General features: G+C 60.8%; 20 protein-coding genes. 6 read left to right on the top strand and 14 right to left on the bottom strand.

Annotation, left to right across the window (positions count from 1 at the left end):
* Positions 1-45 precede the first annotated feature (45 nt).
* Together dnaG and rpsU are read right to left on the bottom strand one after the other, a co-directional pair.
* The gene (gene dnaG / locus ACW9I6_RS01780; protein ID WP_003211012.1) at positions 46-2,007 is read right to left on the bottom strand and encodes a DNA primase; all 1,962 of its coding nucleotides are present in this window, start codon (positions 2,005-2,007) and stop codon (positions 46-48) included.
* Between the two features lie 445 nt (positions 2,008-2,452).
* Complete coding sequence (rpsU, locus tag ACW9I6_RS01785; RefSeq protein ID WP_002551877.1) at positions 2,453-2,668, bottom strand: 30S ribosomal protein S21; 216 nt, start codon at positions 2,666-2,668, stop codon at positions 2,453-2,455.
* 203 nt (positions 2,669-2,871) lie between these two features.
* On the opposite strand from rpsU, the gene tsaD reads away from it, so the two are divergent.
* A complete protein-coding gene (gene tsaD, locus ACW9I6_RS01790) occupies positions 2,872-3,897 on the top strand; it encodes a tRNA (adenosine(37)-N6)-threonylcarbamoyltransferase complex transferase subunit TsaD (RefSeq protein ID WP_087694726.1) in 1,026 nt (341 codons plus the stop codon).
* Between the two features lie 33 nt (positions 3,898-3,930).
* Here the strand turns inward: tsaD and plsY are convergent, their stop codons facing one another.
* The gene (plsY, locus tag ACW9I6_RS01795) at positions 3,931-4,500 is read right to left on the bottom strand and encodes a glycerol-3-phosphate 1-O-acyltransferase PlsY (RefSeq protein WP_003211009.1); all 570 of its coding nucleotides are present in this window, start codon (positions 4,498-4,500) and stop codon (positions 3,931-3,933) included.
* 74 nt (positions 4,501-4,574) lie between these two features.
* Here plsY and folB point away from each other — a divergent pair, with 74 nt between their 5' ends.
* Both folB and folK read left to right on the top strand, forming a co-directional pair.
* Positions 4,575-4,928 carry a dihydroneopterin aldolase gene (folB, locus tag ACW9I6_RS01800; RefSeq protein ID WP_003211007.1) on the top strand — a complete coding sequence of 118 codons (354 nt, stop codon included), beginning with the start codon at positions 4,575-4,577 and terminating at the stop codon, positions 4,926-4,928.
* Entirely contained in the window at positions 4,919-5,437 is a 519-nt protein-coding gene (folK, locus tag ACW9I6_RS01805; protein WP_003211005.1) for a 2-amino-4-hydroxy-6-hydroxymethyldihydropteridine diphosphokinase, read from the top strand. The genes folB and folK overlap by 10 nt, the downstream gene beginning before the upstream one ends.
* Here folK and ACW9I6_RS01810 read toward each other — a convergent pair.
* From ACW9I6_RS01810 to ACW9I6_RS01860, 11 genes are all read right to left on the bottom strand, one after another.
* Entirely contained in the window at positions 5,407-6,642 is a 1,236-nt protein-coding gene (locus tag ACW9I6_RS01810; RefSeq protein ID WP_457338785.1) for a multifunctional CCA addition/repair protein, read from the bottom strand. The genes folK and ACW9I6_RS01810 overlap by 31 nt on opposite strands.
* Positions 6,643-6,705: 63 nt before the next feature.
* The gene (locus tag ACW9I6_RS01815; protein WP_003211001.1) at positions 6,706-8,268 is read right to left on the bottom strand and encodes a SpoVR family protein; all 1,563 of its coding nucleotides are present in this window, start codon (positions 8,266-8,268) and stop codon (positions 6,706-6,708) included.
* The gene (locus ACW9I6_RS01820) at positions 8,265-9,536 is read right to left on the bottom strand and encodes a YeaH/YhbH family protein (protein ID WP_003211000.1); all 1,272 of its coding nucleotides are present in this window, start codon (positions 9,534-9,536) and stop codon (positions 8,265-8,267) included. The genes ACW9I6_RS01815 and ACW9I6_RS01820 overlap by 4 nt, the downstream gene beginning before the upstream one ends.
* Before the next feature lie 126 nt (positions 9,537-9,662).
* A complete protein-coding gene (locus tag ACW9I6_RS01825) occupies positions 9,663-11,585 on the bottom strand; it encodes a PrkA family serine protein kinase (protein ID WP_003210999.1) in 1,923 nt (640 codons plus the stop codon).
* A gap of 285 nt (positions 11,586-11,870) precedes the next feature.
* On the bottom strand, positions 11,871-12,200 hold the full coding sequence (glpE, locus tag ACW9I6_RS01830; protein WP_003210998.1) for a thiosulfate sulfurtransferase GlpE: 330 nt from the start codon (positions 12,198-12,200) through the stop codon (positions 11,871-11,873).
* A gap of 33 nt (positions 12,201-12,233) precedes the next feature.
* Entirely contained in the window at positions 12,234-13,085 is an 852-nt protein-coding gene (locus ACW9I6_RS01835) for a symmetrical bis(5'-nucleosyl)-tetraphosphatase (RefSeq protein WP_003210997.1), read from the bottom strand.
* Positions 13,085-13,465, bottom strand: a complete 381-nt coding sequence (gene apaG, locus ACW9I6_RS01840) for a Co2+/Mg2+ efflux protein ApaG (protein WP_003210996.1) — start codon at positions 13,463-13,465, stop codon at positions 13,085-13,087. The genes ACW9I6_RS01835 and apaG overlap by 1 nt, the downstream gene beginning before the upstream one ends.
* Before the next feature lie 124 nt (positions 13,466-13,589).
* Complete coding sequence (gene rsmA, locus ACW9I6_RS01845; RefSeq protein WP_003210994.1) at positions 13,590-14,402, bottom strand: 16S rRNA (adenine(1518)-N(6)/adenine(1519)-N(6))-dimethyltransferase RsmA; 813 nt, start codon at positions 14,400-14,402, stop codon at positions 13,590-13,592.
* The gene (pdxA, locus tag ACW9I6_RS01850; RefSeq protein WP_003210992.1) at positions 14,399-15,388 is read right to left on the bottom strand and encodes a 4-hydroxythreonine-4-phosphate dehydrogenase PdxA; all 990 of its coding nucleotides are present in this window, start codon (positions 15,386-15,388) and stop codon (positions 14,399-14,401) included. Before pdxA ends, rsmA begins: the two co-directional genes overlap by 4 nt.
* Positions 15,385-16,722 (bottom strand): peptidylprolyl isomerase, encoded by a 1,338-nt coding sequence (locus ACW9I6_RS01855; RefSeq protein ID WP_003210991.1) that lies wholly within the window; start codon positions 16,720-16,722, stop codon positions 15,385-15,387. Before ACW9I6_RS01855 ends, pdxA begins: the two co-directional genes overlap by 4 nt.
* A complete protein-coding gene (locus ACW9I6_RS01860) occupies positions 16,703-19,513 on the bottom strand; it encodes an LPS-assembly protein LptD (RefSeq protein ID WP_177027969.1) in 2,811 nt (936 codons plus the stop codon). The genes ACW9I6_RS01855 and ACW9I6_RS01860 overlap by 20 nt, the downstream gene beginning before the upstream one ends.
* 130 nt (positions 19,514-19,643) lie before the next feature.
* Between ACW9I6_RS01860 and ACW9I6_RS01865 the strand changes: the two genes are divergently transcribed.
* The 3 genes from ACW9I6_RS01865 to ACW9I6_RS01875 are packed head-to-tail and all read left to right on the top strand — an operon-like array spanning position 19,644 to position 22,103.
* Positions 19,644-20,663: an aminoglycoside phosphotransferase family protein gene (locus tag ACW9I6_RS01865; protein ID WP_008434428.1), complete on the top strand. Its 1,020-nt coding sequence runs from the start codon at positions 19,644-19,646 to the stop codon at positions 20,661-20,663.
* Complete coding sequence (gene murU / locus ACW9I6_RS01870; protein ID WP_457338786.1) at positions 20,660-21,334, top strand: N-acetylmuramate alpha-1-phosphate uridylyltransferase MurU; 675 nt, start codon at positions 20,660-20,662, stop codon at positions 21,332-21,334. Before ACW9I6_RS01865 ends, murU begins: the two co-directional genes overlap by 4 nt.
* A gap of 1 nt (position 21,335) precedes the next feature.
* Positions 21,336-22,103, top strand: a complete 768-nt coding sequence (locus ACW9I6_RS01875) for a TerB family tellurite resistance protein (RefSeq protein ID WP_003210983.1) — start codon at positions 21,336-21,338, stop codon at positions 22,101-22,103.
* Positions 22,104-22,263 lie beyond the last annotated feature (160 nt).

Here is a 22,263-nt window from a genome sequence, read left to right on the forward strand (position 1 = left end):
TTGGCGGGCAAAAAACAAGCCGAGGATTATACCCGAGCTATGACCTCACACGCCAGCTGAGGTCGGGTTTGATGCGGAAACATTGCGACTTAAAAGGTCGCGCAGTTGATTTTTCTCTTCGGCGGTCAATTCACTCTGACGCGCTTTTCGAAGAAGTTGTTCCAGGTTTCGCTCGCGTTGACGAGCTACCAAGCTAGTAATGGTGTCGAAAAACTGTTGTTCAAGGTTATCGCCATCAATCAGCCATTCCTTTTCTGCCAATGCCTTCAGCAAACGGCCCTGTTCGGTGCCGTGCCAGCGTGCAATCAGCTGGAATGAGTTTAGCTTAGGATTCTTCTGTACGGCTTCGAGCAGGGCCACCAACAGTTGCGTATTGGTGTGGTCTTCGGCCGCAAAGTGCCCCGCATCCTCGACTTTTTGTGCCAGTTGCGGGTGGTGCAAAAGTGTACGCAGGGCTGCCATGGTGGGCGGCTCTACTGCTGCTGGGACGCGTGGGCCGCGCGGTTCGTCACGGTCACCGCCACGTTTGCCGTTTTTGTCCCAGGGTTTCTTGTCCCATTTCTTGCCGCCGGCGCCGGGTTTCTTCGGTGTCCACTCCTGCTGGGGCGTGTAGGCCTCCTGCGGTTGGTGGAAGTCGGAGTAGTCCGGCATGGCGTCGTAATCCATGCCCGGGTCGTAGGCCGGCGGCGCCTCTTGCGGCGCGCTGCGGGCCAGCTGGCTGACGGCCTCGCCACTCAAGCCGGTGATTTCCAGCAGGCGCTGGCGCATCAGGGTGCGCAGGTTGGCGCCCGGAACCTTGTCGATCAGCGGTGCCGCGAGGGTGACCATGTGGGCCTTGCCCTCGAGGGAGCGCGGGTCGGACTCTTCGGTCAGTTGCTGGAAAAAGTAATCGGCCAGCGGTTGTGCGTGTTGGTTGATGCGCGCGCGGAACGCGTCGGTGCCTTCGGAGCGGACCAGGGTGTCCGGGTCTTCGCCTTCGGGCAGGAACAGGAAGCGTGCGCGCCGCCCGTCCTGCAGGCTCGACAGGGTCGACTCAAGGGCACGCCACGCTGCGTTGCGGCCGGCCTGGTCGCCGTCGAAGCAGAACAGTACGTTGGGCACTACGCGAAACAGGCGCTTCAAGTGCTCTTCGCTGGTCGCGGTGCCCAAGGTCGCCACGGCGTTGCGCAAACCTTGCTGGGCCAGGGCAATCACGTCCATATAGCCTTCAACCACGATGATTTCGTCGAGGTTGCGATTGTTCTTGCGCGCTTCAAACAGGCCGTAGAGTTCCTGGCCTTTATGAAACACCGGGGTTTCCGGTGAGTTCAGGTATTTGGGCTTGTCGTCCCCCAGCACCCGGCCGCCGAACGCGATTATGCGGCCGCGGCTGTCGCGGATCGGGAACATCACGCGGTCGCGGAAACGGTCATAACGCTTGCCGGTCTCGGCGTTTTCCACCAACAGGCCGGCGTCGATCATGGCTTTTTGCTGCAGGGTGTCGCTGCTCAGGTGCTTGTACAGGTTGTCCCAGCCCGGCGGGGCGAAGCCGAGGCCGAAGTCGCGGGCGATTTCACCGGTCAGGCCGCGGCCCTTGAGGTAATCGACGGCGGCTTTGCGCTGCGGGTGGCTTTTCAGTGCCTGGCGGTAAAAGTCGGCAGCAGCGGTAAGCAGCGGGTACAGCGGCGAATCGGTGGGTTGCCGCGGTTTGTGCGGGCGGCCACTTTCTTCGCGGGGGATTTCCATGCCGGCGGCTTTCGCCAGTTCCTCGACGGCCTGGGGGAAGTCCAGGTTGTCGTGGTCCATGATGAAGCCGAGGGCGTTGCCGCCAGCGCCGCAGCCGAAGCAGTAGTAGAACTGCTTGTCAGGGCTGACGCTGAACGACGGAGTCTTTTCCTTGTGGAACGGGCAGCAGGCGGTGTAGTTCTTGCCGGCCTTTTTCATCTGCAGGCGCGAGCTGACAACATCGACGATGTCGGTGCGGTTCAGAAGGTCGTCAATAAAGCTCTGGGGAATTAGCCCGGCCATGGCGTTCTCGTCATCACTGCGTGTAAAAGAGGGCCCGCAAAGTGCTCAAGGCGCGCGTGTTGTGCGGCTCGATCTACTGTCGTCTGCTTGGTCTGTCAGGAAGTGTATCTGCCGAACATTCACTGACGTTAGTTCCGATCAGTGCCCGGCGTAGAAATGTTGCCCGGGAGTCCGGTCTTGGCCATGTGGGGGCCTCGGAAGCTCATCGGTGGGCGCAGCCGACCTGTTGATCGCCTGTTAAAAAATAAGTGTGCTCGTCAGTAGCCTTGTTAGGCTCGTCAGAAGAGACGTGCACCGCTGGCAAAAGAGCCAGTCCTGACGTGTGAAGCAGTTCGTTTCAGTCGCGTGTGCGGCGTCAACGGTGAAGCATCAAGCGATATCCGCAAATGCCAACAGCCCGGCTGAGGGCCGGGCTTGGCAGAAGCTTGCTACGAACGTCTGTGTATTAGTACAGGCGAACGGCGCGGCGCTGCTCGCGCTGAACTTTCTTGGCGTGACGCTTAACAGCGGCTGCTGCTTTACGCTTACGCTCAGAAGTTGGCTTCTCGTAAAATTCGCGGCTACGAACTTCAGCCAGAACACCGGCTTTTTCGCAGGAGCGCTTGAAACGACGCAGAGCTACGTCGAAGGGTTCGTTCTCTTTTACTTTGACGGCTGGCATCCAGAGCTACCTTCTTTCATTACCGGGAATCAACGTTCTCGTCGCAAAAAATTCGCGGCTGAGGTCGTCGGTTTTTAAGGGTTGCGGATGTTAACCCCTCATTGCCCGGAATGCAAAGCCTCTGATCGAAAACCGCTAGTCGGGAGGGGGAGTGGCGACTATTATGCGCGCCTTCGAATTCAGCCTCTACAAGGCGCAAACCCATGCTAGTTCTGGGATTAGAAACCTCGTGCGACGAAACCGGTGTCGCACTTTACGACAGTGAACGCGGGCTTTTGGCCGACGCACTGTTCAGTCAGATCGACCTGCATCGCGCCTATGGCGGCGTGGTGCCGGAGCTGGCCAGCCGTGATCATGTGAAACGCATGCTGCCATTGATTCGCCAGGTGCTGGACGAGGCCGGCTGCGTGCCGACCGAGATCGACGCCATTGCCTATACCGCAGGCCCCGGATTGGTCGGAGCCCTGCTGGTTGGGGCCTCTTGCGCCCAGGCGCTGGCATTTGCCTGGGGCATTCCGGCCCTTGGTGTGCACCACATGGAAGGCCATTTACTGGCACCGATGCTGGAAGAAAACCCGCCAGCGTTCCCGTTCGTCGCTTTGTTGGTTTCAGGCGGCCATACGCAGCTGGTTCAGGTCGACGGAATCGGTCAATACACGCTGCTGGGCGAAAGCCTGGACGACGCTGCCGGTGAAGCTTTCGACAAGACTGCGAAGATGATGGGCCTTAATTATCCGGGCGGCCCGGAAATCGCCCGCTTGGCAGAAAAAGGCGTTCCGGGGCGCTATACCTTCCCGCGCCCGATGTGCGATCGCCCTGGCCTGATGTTCAGTTTCAGCGGCCTGAAAACCTCTGCCCTGAACACCTGGCAGCAGAGCGTCAGCGCCGGAGACGACAGTGAGCAAGCCCGTTGCGACATCTCGCTGGCGTTCCAGCAGGCCGTGGTGGAGACTTTGACCATCAAGTGCAAGCGGGCCCTGAAGCAGGCGGGCATGAAGCGCCTGGTGATCGCGGGCGGCGTCAGCGCGAACAAGGCGCTGCGCAGCTCCCTGGAGAAAATGCTCGGCGACATGAAGGGCGACGTGTTTTATGCGCGTCCCGAATTCTGCACCGATAACGGTGCGATGATCGCCTATGCCGGTTGCCAGCGTTTGCAGGCCGGGCAGCATGAAAGCCTGGCAATCAGCGTGCAGGCGCGCTGGCCGATGGAGCAGTTGCCGCCGCTGTAACGGGCGAACGTGAGCCGGGTTCACCGGGCGTATTTAAAAATGCCGTTCGCGCCCGGCAAACAGGTCGCGTAAATTGCCCCGGTGGCGCCAGACGATCAGCAGCGTGAGCACGCTCATCGGCACCAGCGCCTCCGGTTCCTGCCACGCCAGCAACGGCAGGGTCAGGGGCGTGGCGATGAGGGCGGCCAGCGAGCTGGTGCGTGTCAGGTAGAACGTCAGCAGCCAGGCCAGGATGGCCAGCAGCGCCGCCGGTGGGTAGATCCCCAGCAGCATGCCGGCCGCCGTCGCAACGCCTTTACCGCCGCGAAAGCGAAAGTACAGCGGGAACAGGTGGCCGAGCACCGCGCAGACGCCGATCCAGGCTTGCTGTTGCAGCGACAGCCCGGCGAGATCGGCGATCAGCACCGGCAGCAGGCCCTTGCAGACGTCGCCGAACAGCGTGAGTACGGCGAGTTTCTTGCCGGCCAGGCGCAACATATTGGTGGCGCCGGCATTGCCTGAGCCACTCATTCGCGGGTCGGGATTTCCCGTCAGGCGGCTGAGCAAAATGGCGAAGGACAGCGAGCCGAGCAGGTAGGCGAGAGTCGCCAGTAACCAAAACATGCTAACTATTCCGGGCGAGGACGCCCTGATTCTAACGGGGCATCGCGCCCTTGTCGTGCAGCGGAGAAGAGTGCTTGGACAGAGTGTTTATCGAAGGCCTGGAAGTCGACACCGTGATCGGGGCCTACGACTGGGAGCGCGGTATCCGGCAATGCCTGCGTCTGGACCTGAGCTTCGCCTGGGATAACCGCCCGGCCGCTGCCGGTGATGACCTGACCCTGGCGCTGGATTACGCCAGCGTGTCCGCACGGATCCAGGCCTTTGCCGAGCAGGCGCAATTCCAGCTGGTGGAAACCTTCGCCGAGCGCCTGGCTGAAGTGTTGATGAGTGAGTTCCAGATTCCCTGGCTGCACCTCAAACTGACCAAGCCCGGCGCCGTACCGGCCGCCAAGGGTGTGGGCGTGGAGATCGAGCGCGGATGTCGCTAACTCAGGTTTACCTTGGTCTTGGCAGTAACATCGAGCGTGAGGCCCATTTGCACGCTGGCCTTGATGCGCTGGCGGGTTTCCTGACGCAGATGCGCTGTTCGCCGGTGTTTGAAAGCCAGCCTGTGGGCATAAAGAGCGGGCCATTCTTCAATCTGGTGGTGTCGGCGTATACCGACCTGCCGTTGATGGAGCTGGACCGCCGGCTGAAATTCATCGAGGCCGACAATGGCCGCTACGCCCCGGATCGCAAGGGCTTGCCGCTGGACATCGACGTGCTGCTGTATGGCGAGCTGGTGGGTAACTTCGATGGCCTGATCCTGCCCCGGGCCGAAATCCTGAAGAACGCGTTTGTGCTGTGGCCGCTGTCGTTGATGGCGCCGCAGCGTGTGCATCCTGAGGTGGGCAAGTCATTTGCCGCGCTGTGGCAGGATGCACACATTGACCAGGTACTGGCGCCGGTCGCGTTCGAATGGCGGGATCAGCCGTTGACGCCTGACTCGCTCTTGTAGGCTTTTAGCGCCTTGAGCCGTTCGCGTTTCAGCGCTTCGCCCAGTTCGGGACCTTTGTAGCCTTGTTCCAGTAGCGGCGCGACGGCCACACCTCTGGCCGCCAGCGCCGCACCGCGCAAATAATCGGCTTGTGGATAACTTCTCTGCTCAAGGCCCTTGCGCCCGCGGGCGTCCATCTCGCATGCCACCACAAACTCTTCAAAGCGTTGCGGGCGACGGTAAACGTCGAAGCTTTGCAGAAAATCCAGCAATGTCGAGGGCCTCAGCTCCAGTGCGCGGTGGCCGTGGGTGTGATATTCGCCCACCAGCAACGCCAACTCCTGGCAATCCCTTGGCACCTTGAAGCGTTCGTTCATCGCCTTGATCAGCTTCACGCCGCGTTGCTCATGAGCGATATGCTGCGGCAACTTATCCACAGGCGTGAGCCCCTTGCCCAGATCGTGCAGCAGGCAGGCCCAGCGGACGGTCAACGGTTGGGCATGGATGGCCGCCTGTTCCAGCACGCTCAATGTGTGCACGCCGGTATCGATTTCGGGGTGATGGGCCTCGGGTTGCGGCACGCCAAACAGTGCGTCGATTTCCGGCATCAGGGTTTTCAGGGCGCCGCAATCGCGCAGCACCTGGATAAACACCTGTGGCTGGTTTTCCATCAATGCGCGGGAAATCTCCTTCCAGCTGCGTTCGGGCGTCAAGGCTTCCAGTTCGCCCGACGCGCTGAGTTCGCGCATCAGTTCCAGGGTTTCGGGCGCTACCGTAAAGCCGAGGCCGGCATAGCGCGCGGCAAAGCGGGCAACGCGCAGGACACGCAGTGGATCTTCGGCAAACGCCGGGGAAACGTGACGCAGAATGCGTGCGTCCAGATCCTGCTGGCCGTGATAAGGGTCGGTCAGGTTGCCCGCGTCATCCTCGGCCATGGCGTTGATGGTCAGGTCGCGGCGGATCAGGTCTTCTTCCAGGGTAACTTCGGGGCTGGCGTGAAACACAAAGCCGCCATAACCCCGGCCGCTCTTGCGCTCCGTGCGGGCGAGGGCGTACTCGTCACCATTTTTCGGGTCAAGAAATACCGGGAAGTCCGAACCCACAGGCTTGTAGCCCAGGGCGAGCATTTCTTCAGTGGTAGCGCCGACTACGACACGGTCGATATCGGTAACGGGGATGCCCAGCAGGCGATCGCGTACCGCACCACCGACTTTGTAGATTTGCATGAAAAAGCCTCCATTAGCGGCACAGGATAACGCCTGCGGCCCGCCAATGGAGGCTTTGCCGTTTCACAGATGCACGACTGCCAGGTCCAGGCGGCCGTAATCGTTATCGCCGTGTTCGTTGCGGGGCGGAACGTGGTGGGTTTTCATGACCTGGTCGCCTTGCAGCGTCTCCAGGTGGATATCGAACCCCCACAGCCGGTGCAGGTGCTTGAGAACCTCCTCAGTGGACTCTCCCAGCGGTTTGCGGTCGTGCTGCTGGTGGCGCAGGGTCAGCGAGCGGTCGCCGCGTACGTCGATGCTGTAGATCTGCACATTGGGTTCGCGGTTGCCCAGGTTGTACTGCGCCGCGAGGGTTTCGCGGATGGTGCGATAGCCCGGCTCGTCATGAATGGCGGGCACCAGCAGATCGTCCTTGAGGTCGTCGTCCATGATGCTGAACAGCTTGAGGTCTCGAATCACCTGGGGGGACAGGTACTGCAGGATGAAGCTCTCATCCTTGAAGCTGCTCATGGCGAACTTGATGGTCGACAGCCAATCGCTGCCGGCAATCTCCGGGAACCAGCGGCGGTCTTCTTCGGTGGGGTGCTCGCACATGCGCCGGATATCGCGGTACATCGCAAAGCCCAATGCATACGGGTTGATACCGCTGTAGTAGGGGCTGTCGAAGCCCGGCTGGAAGACCACGCTGGTGTGGGACGTCAGAAACTCCATCATGAAACCGTCGGTGACCAGGCCTTCGTCATACAGGTCGTTCATCAGGGTGTAGTGCCAGAACGTGGCCCAGCCTTCGTTCATCACCTGGGTCTGGCGTTGTGGGTAGAAATACTGGGCGATCTTGCGCACGATCCGCACGATTTCCCGCTGCCAGGGCTCCAGCAATGGCGCGTGCTTTTCGATGAAATACAGGATGTTTTCCTGAGGTTCGGCGGGGAAGCGCGCATTGTCCTTGTCGTTGTTCTTGCCGGCGCGTTTGGGAATGGTGCGCCACAGGTCGTTGATCTGCTTTTGCAGATGCTCTTCACGGTCCTTCTGGCGCAGCCGTTCTTCTTCGGCGGAAATCGGATACGGGCGTTTGTAGCGGTCGACGCCGTAGTTCATCAGGGCATGGCAGGAGTCCAGCAGGTCTTCCACCGCGTCGATGCCGTGGCGCTCCTCGCACTGCATGATGTACTGCTTGGCGAATACCAGGTAATCGATGATCGAGCTGGCATCGGTCCAGGTGCGGAACAGGTAGTTACCCTTGAAGAAGCTGTTATGCCCGTAGCACGCGTGGGCCACCACCAGCGCCTGCATGCAGATGGTGTTTTCTTCCATCAGGTAGGCGATGCACGGGTCGGAGTTGATGACGATTTCGTAGGCCAGGCCCATCTGGCCGCGGGTGTAGGACTTTTCAGTGCTGAGGAAGTGTTTGCCGTAGGACCAGTGGTGATAGCCCAGGGGCATGCCCACGGACGCATAGGCATCCATCATCTGTTCGGCGGTGATCACTTCGATCTGGTTGGGGTAGGTATCCAGGGCATAACCCGCCGCGATGCGGCTGATTTCCCGGTCATAGGCCTGGATGAGTTCGAAGGTCCATTCGGACCCCGTGGATATGGGTTGGCGCTTATGCTCTTTGGCGGTCATGTCACTAACCTGCGCTGGAAGAGTTCACGGAAGACCGGATAGATATCGCCGGCCGAGACCAATTGTTGCTGGGCGAAGGTGTCAGCGAAGGCTTCGCTGATGCGCTCGTATTCGAACCACAGGGCCTGATGCTCGCGCGGGGTGATTTCGACGTAGGTGTAGTACTGCACGAACGGCATGATCTGGTTGATCAGGATGTCGCGGCAGATCGGCGAGTCGTCGTTCCAGTTGTCGCCGTCGGAAGCCTGGGCGGCGTAGATGTTCCACTCGTTGGCCGGATAGCGTTCGGCCATGATTTCCTGCATCAGCTTCAAGGCGCTGGAGACGATGGTGCCGCCGGTTTCCCGCGAGTAGAAGAATTCCTCCTCGTCGACTTCCCTGGCGCTGGTGTGATGGCGGATGAACACCACATCGATCTTGTCGTAGTTACGCTTGAGAAACAGGTACAGCAGGATGAAGAAGCGCTTGGCGATGTCCTTGGTCGCCTGGGTCATGGAGCCGGACACGTCCATCAGGCAGAACATCACCGCCTTGGAACTGGGATTGGGTTGCTTGACCAGCAGGTTGTACTTCAGGTCGAAGGTATCGAGAAACGGCACGCGATGGATTCGCGCGCTGAGTTTGGCGATTTCGGCTTCAATTTCCTGGATATCGCCGAAGTTGTCCGGCTCTTCGCGTTTCAGGCGTTCCAGTTCCGCCTTGGCGTCCCGCAGTTTTGCCCGGCTGCTGCCAGACAAGGCGATACGTCGCGCATGGGCCGAGCGCAGGGTGCGGATGATGTTGATCCGTGACGGGTTGCCTTCGTTGCTGATCCCGGCACGCACGGTCTTGAAGGTGTCGGTACCGGTCAGGTTGCGTTTGACCAGGTTGGGCAGTTCCAGGTCTTCGAACATGAACTCCAGGAACTCTTCCTGGGTGATCTGGAACACGAACTCATCCATGCCTTCGCCGGAGTTACCGGCCTTGCCCGGGCCTTTGCCGCCCGCGCCGCCCTGGGGCCGCTGGATATGTTCGCCGCTGGTGAATTCCTTGTTGCCGGGATGCACGACGGTCTGTTTGCCGCCCCGGCCGTGGTGCAGCACCGGTTCATCGATGTCGCGTCCGGGGATGCTGATCTGTTCGCCATGCTCCATATCGGTGATGGAACGGCGGCTGACGGCCTCTTCGACGGCCTTTTTGATGTGGTCACGGTAACGCCGCAGGAACCGCTGGCGGTTTACCGTGCTCTTGTTCTTGCCATTGAGACGTCGGTCGATCACATAGCTCATGTAGGAGCCCTCCGGGCAGCTTCAAGTTACAAGCTTCAAGCGGCAAGCTGGAAGCTTAAAGACAAGCGGTCGATTGCCAGGCTGTCCGGCGTACCGGGAGCCTGGCATTACACGCTTGTCGCTGCCTTACTGCGATTTGCGGACCCGCAAGTACCACTCGGAGAGCAGTCGTACCTGTTTGTCGGTGTAGCCACGCTCGACCATGCGAGTGACGAAGTCGTTGTGTTTTTGCTGATCCTCCTTGCTGGCCTTGGCGTTGAAGCTGATGACCGGCAGCAGATCCTCGGTGTTGGAGAACATTTTCTTCTCGATGACCACCCGCAGCTTCTCGTAGCTGAGCCAGGTAGGGTTCTTGCCGTTGTTGTTGGCCCGGGCGCGCAGCACGAAGTTGACGATTTCGTTGCGGAAATCCTTCGGATTGCTGATGCCGGCGGGTTTTTCGATCTTTTCCAGTTCCTCGTTGAGGGCTACGCGGTTGAGAATCTCGCCGGTTTCCGGGTCGCGGTATTCCTGGTCCTGGATCCAGAAGTCTGCGTACAGCACATAGCGGTCGAAGATGTTCTGGCCGTATTCGCTGTAGGACTCCAGATACGCGGTCTGGATTTCCTTGCCGATGAACTCGATGTAGCGCGGTGCCAGGTATTCCTTGAGGAAGCGCAGATAGCGCTCGCGGGTTTCAGCCTGGAATTGTTCCTGTTCGATCTGCTGTTCCAGCACGTAGAGCAGGTGCACCGGGTTGGCGGCGATTTCGTGCGGGTCGAAGTTGAAGACCTTGGACAGGATCTTGAACGCAAAACGTGTCGACAGGCCGTTCATGCCCTCATCCACGCCGGCGGTGTCGCGGTATTCCTGGATCGACTTGGCCTTCGGATCGGTGTCCTTGAGGTTTTCGCCGTCATACACCCGCATCTTCGAGTAGATGTTGGAGTTTTCCGGCTCCTTGAGGCGCGACAACACGGTGAACTGGGCCAGCATCTTCAGGGTGTCAGGCGCGCAATGGGCCTTGGCCAGGGAGCTGTTGAACAGCAGCTTGTCGTAGATCTTGATTTCATCGCTGACCCGCAGGCAGTACGGCACCTTGACGATGTAGATCCGGTCGATGAAGGCTTCGTTGTTCTTGTTGTTGCGGAAGGTGTGCCATTCCGATTCGTTGGAGTGGGCCAGCAGGATCCCGGTGAATGGAATCGCCCCCAGGCCTTCGGTGCTGTTGTAGTTACCTTCCTGGGTGGCGGTAAGCAGTGGGTGCAGCACCTTGATCGGTGCCTTGAACATCTCCACGAACTCCATCAGGCCCTGGTTGGCCCGGCACAGTGCACCCGAGTAGCTGTAGGCATCGGCGTCGTTCTGCGGGAATTCTTCGAGTTTGCGGATATCGACCTTGCCCACCAGTGCCGAGATGTCCTGGTTGTTCTCGTCACCCGGTTCGGTCTTGGCCACGGCAATCTGGTTGAGGATCGAGGGATAGAGCTTCACCACCCGGAACTGGCTGATGTCGCCGCCGAACTCGGCCAGGCGCTTGGTCGCCCAGGGCGACATGATGGTATTGAGATAGCGCCGTGGAATGCCGAAGTCTTCTTCGAGAATCGCGCCATCTTCCGTGGCATTGAACAGCCCCAGGGGCGACTCGAACACCGGTGAGCCCTTGATGGCGTAGAACGGCACCTTCTCGATCAGTTGTTTGAGTTTTTCGGCCAGGGACGACTTGCCGCCGCCGACGGGGCCGAGCAGGTAGAGGATCTGTTTCTTCTCTTCCAGGCCTTGGGCGGCATGGCGGAAATACGAGACGATCTGGTCAATGCATTCTTCCATACCGTGGAAGTCTTCAAAGGCCGGGTAGCGACGGATCACCTTGTTCGAGAAAATCCGCGACAAGCGCGAATTGGCTGCGGTGTCCACCAACTCCGGCTCGCCGATCGCCAACAGCAGGCGTTCAGCGGCAGACGCGTAGGCGCTGCGGTCCTTTTTGCACAGTTCGAGATACTCCTGAAGCGAGAGCTCTTCCTGGCGGGTGGACTCGAAGCGTTGTTGGAAGTGGCTAAAAATACTCATGACGTCGTCACCTCGCTCGATACGTGGAGCCGACGCCGGATCAATCAGTCGATGCTGGCAGTCATTGGTGGACACCAATGGCCGTTTTCCCCCCAGAACACCCTGAAACGCTACCGATGACCCGCACGCCGGTGTACCGGCTCTCCCCTGTTTTGGATGGCCTGCGCTTAAGGATAGTTCGGAATCAGGGAGGTCAAGGCGCGATACGAAATTAGTTTGGCCGCGCCGTTCGTCAGAAACGGCGCGAGGCCAAGCGTCACGCGGGGTAGCGGGGTTTGAAAAAAATTATTGCGCGTCGCCTGCGGCAATTTCTGCAGGATAGGTCGCACGCCATAGCTCAAAGCCACCGTCGAGGCTATAGACGTCGGAGAAGCCCTGGCTCACCAGGTAGGCGGCGGCGCTTTGGCTGGAGTTGCCGTGGTAGCACGCCACGATGACCGGTGCGTCGAGGTCGGCGGCGCGGATGAAGTCGGCGATGTTGTGGTTGTCCAGGTGCTGGGCGCCACTGATATGGCCGGCGATGTAGGTCGGCTGGTCGCGGATGTCTACAACCACCGCGCCTTGCTCGCGCAGGGCCTGGGCTTGCTCGGGAGGGATACGTTTGAATTCAGTCATGGCGGGCTCCTTTGGCCTGTGTGAAAGCACGGCTCAGCGCTTTGCCGCGGCCTGCAGTTGTTCGGGAACGGGGGAGTCGCACTGGCAGCTTGAGCGCTCGCCGGTGTCGATGTTCATCAGGGTCATGGCGCCGCCCCATACGCAGCCGGTGTCGAGGGCGAACACGCCAGGTTCATCACACTTGCCTTCCAGGGCTGCCCAGTGGCCGAAGATGATCTTCGTTTCACGGGTCTTGCGCTCCTTGTGGGCGAACCAGGGCTTGTAGCCGGGGAGGGCGGTGTCGGCGCCTTCCTTGCTCTTGAGGTCCAGCTTGCCTTCGGCGGTGCAGAAACGCATGCGGGTGAAGTAGTTGGTGATCACCCGCAGGCGCGCGACGCCGGTCAGTTCGTTGTCCCACTTAACGGGTTCGTTGCCGTACATGCCATCCAGGTAAGCGGTGTACAGGTTGTCATCGGCCAGGGCTGCTTCGACTTCACTCGCGCACTTGAGGGCTTTCTTCAGCGTCCACTGGGGTGGAATGCCGGCATGCACCAAGGCGGTGTCGCGGCTCTCGTCGTAGTGCATGAGTTTTTGCCGGCGCAGCCAGTCAAGCAGCTCGGTGCGATCCGGCGCTTCGAGGATTTCCCGCAGGGTATCGCCCTTTTTCAGGCGCTCGATGTTATTGCCGGCGGCCAGCAAGTGCAGGTCATGGTTGCCCAGTACGCACACCAGGGAGTCGCGCATGCCATAAAGGAAGCGCAGGGTTTCCAGGGATTGCGGGCCACGGTTGACCAGGTCGCCCACCAGCCACAGGCGATCCTTGGCCGGGTCGAAGGCCACACGCTCGAGCAGGCACTTGAGCGGTTCCAGGCAGCCTTGCAGGTCGCCGACGGCATACGTCGCCATCAGTGCAGGGCTCCAGGCACCGCGAGGCGGAACGGGGCGATGATGGCGTCGAAGTGTTTGCCGTCGTCGGCGAGCATCTGGTAGCTGCCTTGCATGTTGCCGACACGGGAGGTCATCACAGTGCCGCTGCTGTAGGTGTGGCTCTTGCCTGGGGCGATCAGCGGTTGTTGGCCGACCACGCCGGCGCCGCGTACTTCCTCGACCTGGCCGTCACCGTCGGTGATGACCCAGTGGCGCGACAGCAGCTTGGCAGGCAGCTCGCCGTTGTTTTGCACGGTAATGGTGTAGGCGAACGCAAAGCGGTTCTGCTCGGGTTGCGATTGTTCCGCCAGAAAGCGGGTGACGACGCTGACGTCGATCTGATAACGAGGATCGGACATGCAAGAGGCCTTAAAAGCAAAAGCGGGGGAACAGCGGATGCCGGTCAGTCTAGGCCCGTAGGCGCTGGCTTGCCAGCGATGGCGATCGTGAGTGCGCCATCGCCGGCAAGCCGGCGCCTACTATTTATTCAGCCACTGGCGCAGGCTGAATGGCGAGCTGGTCAGCCAGGCGCACGAAGGCGGCCAGGTCCAGCTGCTCGGGGCGCAGGCTGCCGTCGACTCCGGCGGCCTCGATTTCAGCGTTGCTGAGCAAGGCCTTCAGCGTATTGCGCAAGGTCTTGCGGCGCTGGTTGAAGGCTTCGCGCACCACGCGCTCCAGCAACTTGTGATCTTTGGCCGGGTGTGGCAACACCGCGTGAGGCACCAGGCGCACGATGGCGGAGTCGACTTTCGGCGGCGGGTTGAACGCGCCAGGTCCGACGTTGAACAGGTGCTCTACGCGGCAATGGTACTGAACCATGATCGACAGGCGACCCCAGTCACCGCCTCCAGGACCCGCTGCCAGGCGCTCGACCACTTCCTTTTGCAGCATGAAGTGCATGTCGCGGATGATGCCGGCGTTGTTCAGCAGGTGAAAAATCAGCGGGGTGGAGATGTTGTATGGCAGGTTGCCGACCACCCGCAGGCTGTTGGGCGCTGCATTGAGGCTGGTGAAGTCGAACTTCAGCGCATCACCCTGGTGCAGGTTGAAATTGGGCATGCCGGCGAACTGCTGGTTGAGGATCGGGATCAGGTCCTTGTCCAACTCAACCACGTCCAACTGGCCGCCGCTTTTCAGCAGGCCTTGGGTCAGGGCGCCCTGGCCCGGGCCGATTTCCAGCAGGCGGTCTTCGGGCTTGGCATGGATGGAACGCAGGATGCGATCGATCACGCCAGCGTCGTGCAGGAAGTTTTGCCCGAAACGCTTGCGCGCCCGGTGTTGGTAATGCTCGGTCATATACGGGTCTCGGCCATCTGATAGGCGGTTTCCAGGGCCACGTGCAGGCTGCCGGTATCGATCTTGCCGCTGCCTGCGAGGTCCAGGGCGGTGCCATGGTCGACGGAGGTGCGGATGATCGGCAGGCCCAGTGTCACGTTGACCGCGGCGCCGAAGCCTTTGTACTTCAGCACGGGCAGGCCCTGGTCATGGTACATCGCCAGCACTGCGTCGCAGTGCTCCAGATATTTGGGGGTAAACAGAGTGTCGGCAGGCAATGGGCCGCGCAGGTCCATGCCTTCAAGGCGCAGACGCTCCAGGGTTGGTTCGATGATGTCGATTTCTTCATGGCCCAGGTGGCCACCTTCACCGGCGTGGGGGTTGAGCCCACAGACCAGGATGCGTGGTTGGGCGATGCCGAACTTCTGTTGCAGGTCGGCGTGCAGGATGCGTGTCACACGCTCCAGTCGCTCGGGGGTAATGGCGTCGGCAATCTCGCGCAGGGGCAGGTGAGTGGTCACCAGCGCCACCCGCAGGTCGCCCGTTGCCAGCATCATCACCACTTGTTCGGTATGGGTCAGCTCAGCGAGGAATTCGGTATGACCGGAAAAGGCGATGCCTGATTCGTTGATCACGCCCTTGTGTACCGGGGCGGTGATCATCCCGGCAAAATCCCCGTCGATGCAGCCCTGGCCGGCACGGGTCAGGGTTTCCAGGACGAAGGCAGCGTTGGCCTTGTCCAGTTGCCCGGCCACGACCTTGGTCGCCAGCGGGGTATCCCATACGTACAGGCTGTTGGCCGGTGCCGGCAGATCAGGCCAGTTGCCCGGGCCCACCGGCAGCAGATCGACAACCACACCCAGCTGCGCGGCCCGCTCAATGAGCAGGTCGCGGCTGGTAATGGCAATCAGGGGGTGTGGCTGGGGGTGCGAGGCGAGCAGCAGGCACAGGTCAGGACCAATGCCGGCCGGCTCGCCGGGTGTCAGTGCGAAACGCTTGGGTGTCACTGGGCTGCCTGGTCGGTGCCTGTTTGGTCGGCACCAGGAAGCTTGTTCTCTACGTAGGCTTCGTCACGGATCTGACGCAACCAGGTTTGCAGCTCTTCGTCGTATTTGCGGTTACGCAGTACGGTCAGGGCTTGCTGCTCGCGGGCCTGGGTGGTGTTGTCAGTGGCGCGACGGCCAAGGACTTCCAGCACATGCCAGCCGTATTGGGTCTTGAACGGCTTGGACAGCACGCCTTGCGGGGTCTTGGCCATGACGTCCTGGAACTCTGGAACCAGTGCCTTCGGATCGATCCAGTTCAGATCACCGCCGTTAAGCGCCGAACCCGGGTCTTCGGAATAGCTCTTCGCCAATTCGCCGAAGTCTTCGCCCGCTTCGATGCGGTCATAGAGCTTCTGGGCCAGTTCCTTGGTTTGGGCTTCGGTACGGATCTCGCTTGGCTTGACCAGGATGTGACGAACGTGAACTTCGTCCTTCATCTGCGCTTCTTCGCCACCGCGCTTGCCGAGCAACTTGAGGATGATGAAACCGCCTGGCGTACGGGCAGGCTGGGTGATGCCACCGACTTCCATGGCACTCAGCTCGCGGTCGAACGGTGGTGGCAGTTGCGCGGCTTTACGCCAGCCCATGTCACCGCCTTCGAGGGCGTTGTCGCTGCCGGACTGGGCAATGGCCATCTGGGCAAAGTCGGCACCTTGCTTGAGACGGTCATAGATAGCCTGGGTTTTCGCTGCGGCAGCATTGAGCTGTTCAGCGTTGGCGCTGTCTGGCGTAGGCACCAGGATGTTCGCCAGGTGCAGTTCTTCGGAAAGCTGCATCTTGCCAAGGTCGGAGGCCAGGAAGTTCTTCACTTCCTGCTCGGACACCTGAATCCGTTCGGCCACGCGACGCTGACGTACACGGCTGATGATCATTTCCCGGCGAATCTGGTCACGGGCGTCCTCATAGGACAGGCCGTCGTGAGCCAGGGCTGCGCGGAACTGATCAACACTCATGTTGTTGCGCTGGGCGATGGTGCCGACAGCCTGGTTCAATTCTTCGTCGCTGATACGGATACCGGAGCGATCGCCGATCTGCAGTTGCAGGTTTTCAACGATCAGGCGTTCGAGCACCTGCTGGTCCAGCACGCTGGTCGGTGGTACGCCGCCGCCACGCTTGGCGATGGTTTGCTGAACTTCCTTGACCCGTTGGTCCAGTTGGCTCTGCATGATCACGTCGTTATCGACGATGGCCACTACCTTGTCCAGCGGTTGAACCGCAGCGTGAGCTGCGGCGGTACCCAGGAACAGCGCGCCCAGCATCAGCGGGCGCAGACAATCAGAAAGCTTGGTCTTCACGTTCACGATAACCTTCAATGCCTTTGTCGAGGAAGCTCTCTACCTTGGCGCCGGTCAGGCCGCCGAGTCCTTTAAGGACGATCTGGAAGAAGAGCCCGTGGTCACCCTTTTCGTTCAGCGGGGCGATCTGGCTGTATTCGTCGTTGGAAACCCAGTAACGGTTGATGACGCGCAGTTTCCAGCAGCAGTTGTCGTACTCGAAACCACCGAAGGCCTCCAGGGTACGGTTGCGGGCATAGTCATACTGCCAGCGGGTGATCAGGTTCCACTGCGGAACGATCGGCCACATCATCGAGAAGTCGTGTTGCTGGATTTTGTAGTAATCCTTCACGAAGTTCGGGTCGCCTGGCTGCCCGTAGTCGCCACCAAACTGCCATTTGCCGGTCAGCTGGTTGTACACCACCTGGTCGTTGCGATAGCGGTAGCCGACGTTGATAACCTTGTTCGGGTTGTCTTCCGGCTGATAGTGGAACATCGCGCTGCCGGAACGTGGGCTGTGGCTTTCCGGGTCCCAGTTGTAATCGGCAGTGGCGCGCCAGTCACGGTTGAAGCGGAACTCGTAGTCCAGGGCGATTGGCGAAACATCAGACTGTGCGTCCGCACGGTCCGCGGCCAGGATGCCCGGCAGTTGAACTTCGCGGTTCTTGAAGTACACGGCCTCGCCGATGCTGACGCGTTGGCGTTCGAAGCCGTTTTCTTCGATCCAGCGGCTGGTCACGCCCAGGGACAGTTTGTTCTCGTCGCCGATGCGGTCAGTACCGCTGAAGCGGTTGTCACGGAACAGCGACGCGTAGCTGAACGAGTACTCACCGCTGTCGAATACCGGGATATCGCCCTGGTCCTTGTTCGGTACATACAGGTAGTACGCACGAGGCTCCAGAGTTTGACGGTAGTCTTTGCCGAACAAGTTGGTGTTGCGGTCGAAGTACAGGCCGCTGTCGATGCTGGCAATCGGAATTGCACGGTCTTGCGAGCTTTTGAAGGTGCCACCGGCATAAGGGTTGGCTGCAGTTGACGCGGCTTGCGCTGCGATAATCTGGTTCTTGCCGATGCTGTCCAAATCAAGATCGTACTTGGTATAGACGTACTTCAACTTTGGCGTAATAAAACCGTAGGTCCAGTTCATCGGGTAGTCGACTGCCGGCGCAACGTTCAGGCGAGTACCGTTTGCGCGGGTCAGGCCGGTTACGTAGGTGTCGAGCCGCGGCGATACGAGCCCGTTTTCATCCGTGAAGCTTCCGTTCTCCAAGTCCCGATCAAAGCGTACGGCTTCGGTCTCGTAGGTGAAGTTCACCCCGCCTGGATGGTACGGCAGCGTGCCGTTGAAGGTGATCTGTGGCAAGCGGTCATACGGCGTGATCTGGGAGATCGTTGCCAGCTGGTACGCCTGCAGGTTCAGTTTCGCCTGGAAGGTATCACCGCGATAGGTCACCGAACCTTGCTGGTTCACGTAGTCCTGGCTCTTGATCCCTTCCTGATAGGACTTCAGATCCTGGAAGTAATAAGGGTCGCTGATGTTGGTGTAGTCGACCTGGGTCAGTACACGCGAGTCCAGCCCGCCCTTGTGCTGCCAGTTGATCATGTAGCGATCTTTTTCGTAGTCGGTCTGGCCTTTACGCTCGCTGCTGTCGTCGTTCAGGTACGCGCCGCCGAACTGGCCTTCGCTGGACTTGGTGAGGTAGCGGAATTCGCCTTCCATCAACAGGCCGCGCTTGGTCATGTATTGCGGGTACAACGTGGCGTCGTAGTTTGGCGCCAGGTTGAAGTAGTACGGCGTAACCAACGTGAAGCCAGTCTCGCCACCGGTGCTGAAGCTCGGCGGCAGGAAGCCGGATTGACGACGGTTGTCGATCGGGAAATAGATGTACGGGGTGTAAAGGATCGGAATGTCCTTGACCCGCAACGTCACGTTGGTCGCGGTACCGAAACCGGTGGCCGGGTTGAGCGTGATGTTGTTGCCCTTGAGCTGCCAGGCGTTGCTGTTCGGCTCGCAGGTGGTGTACGTACCGTCCTTGAGACGGATGATCGCGTTCTCGGCACGCTTGGCGTACAGGGCGTTACCGCGGATGCGCGATTTGTGCATCACGTATTCGGCGTTGTCGACCTTGGCGGCGCCGGTGTCCAGCTGGACTTCAGCGTGGTCGCCCACCAGCAGGGCACCGTTGTCGCGCAGACGGACGTTGCCGTTCAGCTCGCCACGGTTCTCGGCCTGGTACAGGTTGGCCTCGTCGGCCTCGACCTGCATGCTGCCCTGGCGCATGACGACGTCACCGGCCAGGGAAGCAACTTGTTGTTCCTGCTCGTAACGAGAGACCTTGGCGCCGATGAAGGTCGGCGCGTCGCTCTTGTTCGTCTTGTCGTTCATGCCAGGACGGATCGGCTCGATGTACGCGCCGGAGCAGTACGGGCCGGTTTCGGCCAGTTGTGCGGCGGTGAGCTTCTCGCGAGGGACCCAGTCCAGGTGGCTGTAGTCGGCGCTGCGCGAACGCAGGCCGCGGCCCTTGGCTTCGGTGACCAGAGCGGTCTGCGGCACGGCCTCGGCGGTGCCGCCGGACTCGCCTTGCGGCGTGCCACTGGCAGAGCTGACGGCACTGCCGTCATGCACCGGGCGCGGTGGCAGCGGGGCTGCGGCCGTTTTCGGCGCGCAATCCCAGGCACCCGAAGCAGAGACTGAGCAGTCATACTGTTCCGCGGCGACCACGAATGAGGTGGCGAAAGGTTGCATGGCCAGCAGACTGCCGGTTACCAGCAACGGAAATTTTCTACGAAACGCGGGGGATTTCAATGCCATCTTATTAGTCCGGGCTTCCTGCGTGCCATCTGCCCGCGGTGTGGGCCGCACGCCTCTCGATGGTCTGAAAAAGATGCGTGATAATAAAGCATGACCCGCTTGACGGCTAGCGCCGTCGGAGACCCTTGTAATGCCCGACCAAGATCTACGTTTGCAACAGCTGAAAGTCTGGCTTGATGAGCAATTGCCAGGCCTCTTTACCACCCAGGGCTGGGGTGTCGTACCCCCGGCCACGTTGACTGCGGCCAGCAGTGACGCGAGTTTCAGGCGTTACTTCCGGTGGGAGGGAGGAGGTCGCAGTTTTGTCGTGATGGACGCTCCACCCCCCCAGGAAAACTGCAAACCTTTCGTCGATATCGCTCATTTACTCGGTCAATCGGGAATAAATGTTCCGAAAATTTATGCGCAAGATCTGCTTCGCGGCTTTCTTTTGCTGAACGACCTGGGGAAAAAAACCTATCTGGACGTGATTACGGCTGAAAATGCCGATCAATTGTTCGCCGATGCCATCGACGCATTGCTGGCTTTCCAGCAATTGCCGATGGAAGCCCCGTTGCCCAGTTATGACGTCGCGCTGTTGCGTCGGGAGCTGGAATTGTTTCCTGAATGGTACGTTCGCCGGGAGCTGGGCATCGAGTTTGACGCCCGGCAGCTTGGCCTGTGGCAACGCGTCAGCGAACACCTGATTGACAGCGCCCTGGCCCAGCCCAAGGTCCTGGTGCATCGCGACTATATGCCGCGCAATCTGATGATCAGCGAGCCGAATCCCGGCGTGCTGGACTTCCAGGATGCGGTCTACGGCCCGGTGACCTACGACATCACGTGCCTGTTCAAGGACGCCTTCCTCAGTTGGCCGCAGGCCCGCGTGCGGGAATGGCAGCGCGGTTACTGGCAGCGCGCCGGCGCGCTGGGTATCCCGGTGCAGGCGGACTTCGAGGAGTTCCTGCGGGCCAGCGACCTGATGGGCGTGCAGCGTCACCTCAAGGTGATCGGCATCTTTGCGCGCATCTGCCACCGCGATGGCAAGCCGCGCTACCTGGCGGACGTGCCGCGCTTCTTCGCTTATATAGAGGCGGTGCTCGCGGACCGGCCAGAGTTGAGCGAACTGGGTGAATTGCTGGCGAGCCTGCGCGTCGAGGCGGTGGTATGAAGGCCATGATCCTGGCCGCCGGCAAAGGTGAGCGGATGCGCCCACTGACCTTGCACACGCCCAAGCCGCTGATCCAGGCCGGCGGCAAGCGCCTGATCGAGTACCACCTCGAGGCGCTGGCGAAAGCGGGCTTTACCGAGATCGTCATCAACCATGCGTGGCTTGGCCAGCAGATCGAAGGCTATCTGGGCGATGGCTCGCAGTACGGCGTACGCATCCAGTACTCGGCCGAAGGCGAGCCGCTGGAGACCGGCGGCGGGATCTTCAAGGCCTTGCCGCTGCTGGGGGACGAACCGTTCCTGGTGGTCAATGGCGACATCTGGACCGACTACGACTTCGCCAGCCTCCACCAGCCACTGGATGGGCTGGCCCACCTGGTGATGGTCGACAACCCGCCGCACCATCCGTCCGGCGGTGATTTCTACCTGAAGGACGGCGCGCTTCATGATGCCGCCGCCGGTGCCGATAACCTGACCTTCAGTGGCATTTCCGTACTCCACCCCGAGCTGTTCGCGGGTTGCAGTGCGGGTGCCTTCAAGCTGGCGCCGCTGTTGCGTGACGCCATGGCGAAAGGGTTGGTGACGGGGGAACACATGAACGGACGCTGGATCGATGTCGGGACGCTGGAGCGTCTGGCGCAAGTCGAAACCCTGCTGACAGCGGGGCACTAGGATGTTGTGGCCAGGGACTCTGATCGGAGCCGGGGCGGGCTTTGCCATTGCCAGCATTCCGGGGGCCATGTTGGGCGCACTGCTGGGCCAGGCGCTGGACCGGCGCCTGGAACTGCAAAGCTGGGCCCAGTTACGCGAGCGCCTTGGCGGCCGGCCGGCGTTGCGCAATGACGAACTGCTGTTCGTGTTGCTCGGCCGCCTGGCCAAGAGCAACGGCCGGGTAGTGGACGGGCATATCCAGCAGGCCCGCCAGGAAATGCGCTCGCTGGACATGGCCGAGCCGGCCCAGCGCCGTGCGATTGCCGCGTTCAATCGCGGCAAGTCCGGCTCGGACCGGGTACGCAGTTATCTGGGCGTGCTCAAGGCCCAGCCCCATGCGGCGGAAGGTGTGCTGCGTGCCTGTTGGCGCATGGCCTGGGCGGACGGCAAGGCCAGTACGGCCGAGCGCGAGTTGATTGAACAATGGGGCAAATGGCTGGGTTGGACGGTCCAGCAGATCCAGGCGCTGGCGGCTGACTATGAGCCGGAGCGCAAGCCGTTGGCCAATCGTGGCGGGGCTTATCAGGAGGCGTTGCGTATTCTGGGGGTGACGTCGACGACGGAGCCCGCGGTGATCAAGCGTGCCTACCGGCGCCTGCTCAGCCGGCACCACCCGGACAAGATTGCCGGCAGTGGCGCCAGCCCAGCCCAGGTGCGGGAGGCGACCGAACGTACCCGCGAGCTGCACAACGCCTATGCGCTGATTCGCGAAAGGCGAGACTTTCGCTAACAGAATTATCAGGCGCTGCTTTTTTATGGCGTAAACCGGATCAACTGTGGGAGTGGCGGTGCGACGATTCGACTTGCTCGCGAATGCGGTGGATCAGTAACAGATGCAGTGACTGACTCACCGCATTCGCGAGCAAGCCCGCTCCCACATTTTGTTCTCC

This window comes from Pseudomonas sp. SDO5522_S412 (genome assembly GCF_054071215.1).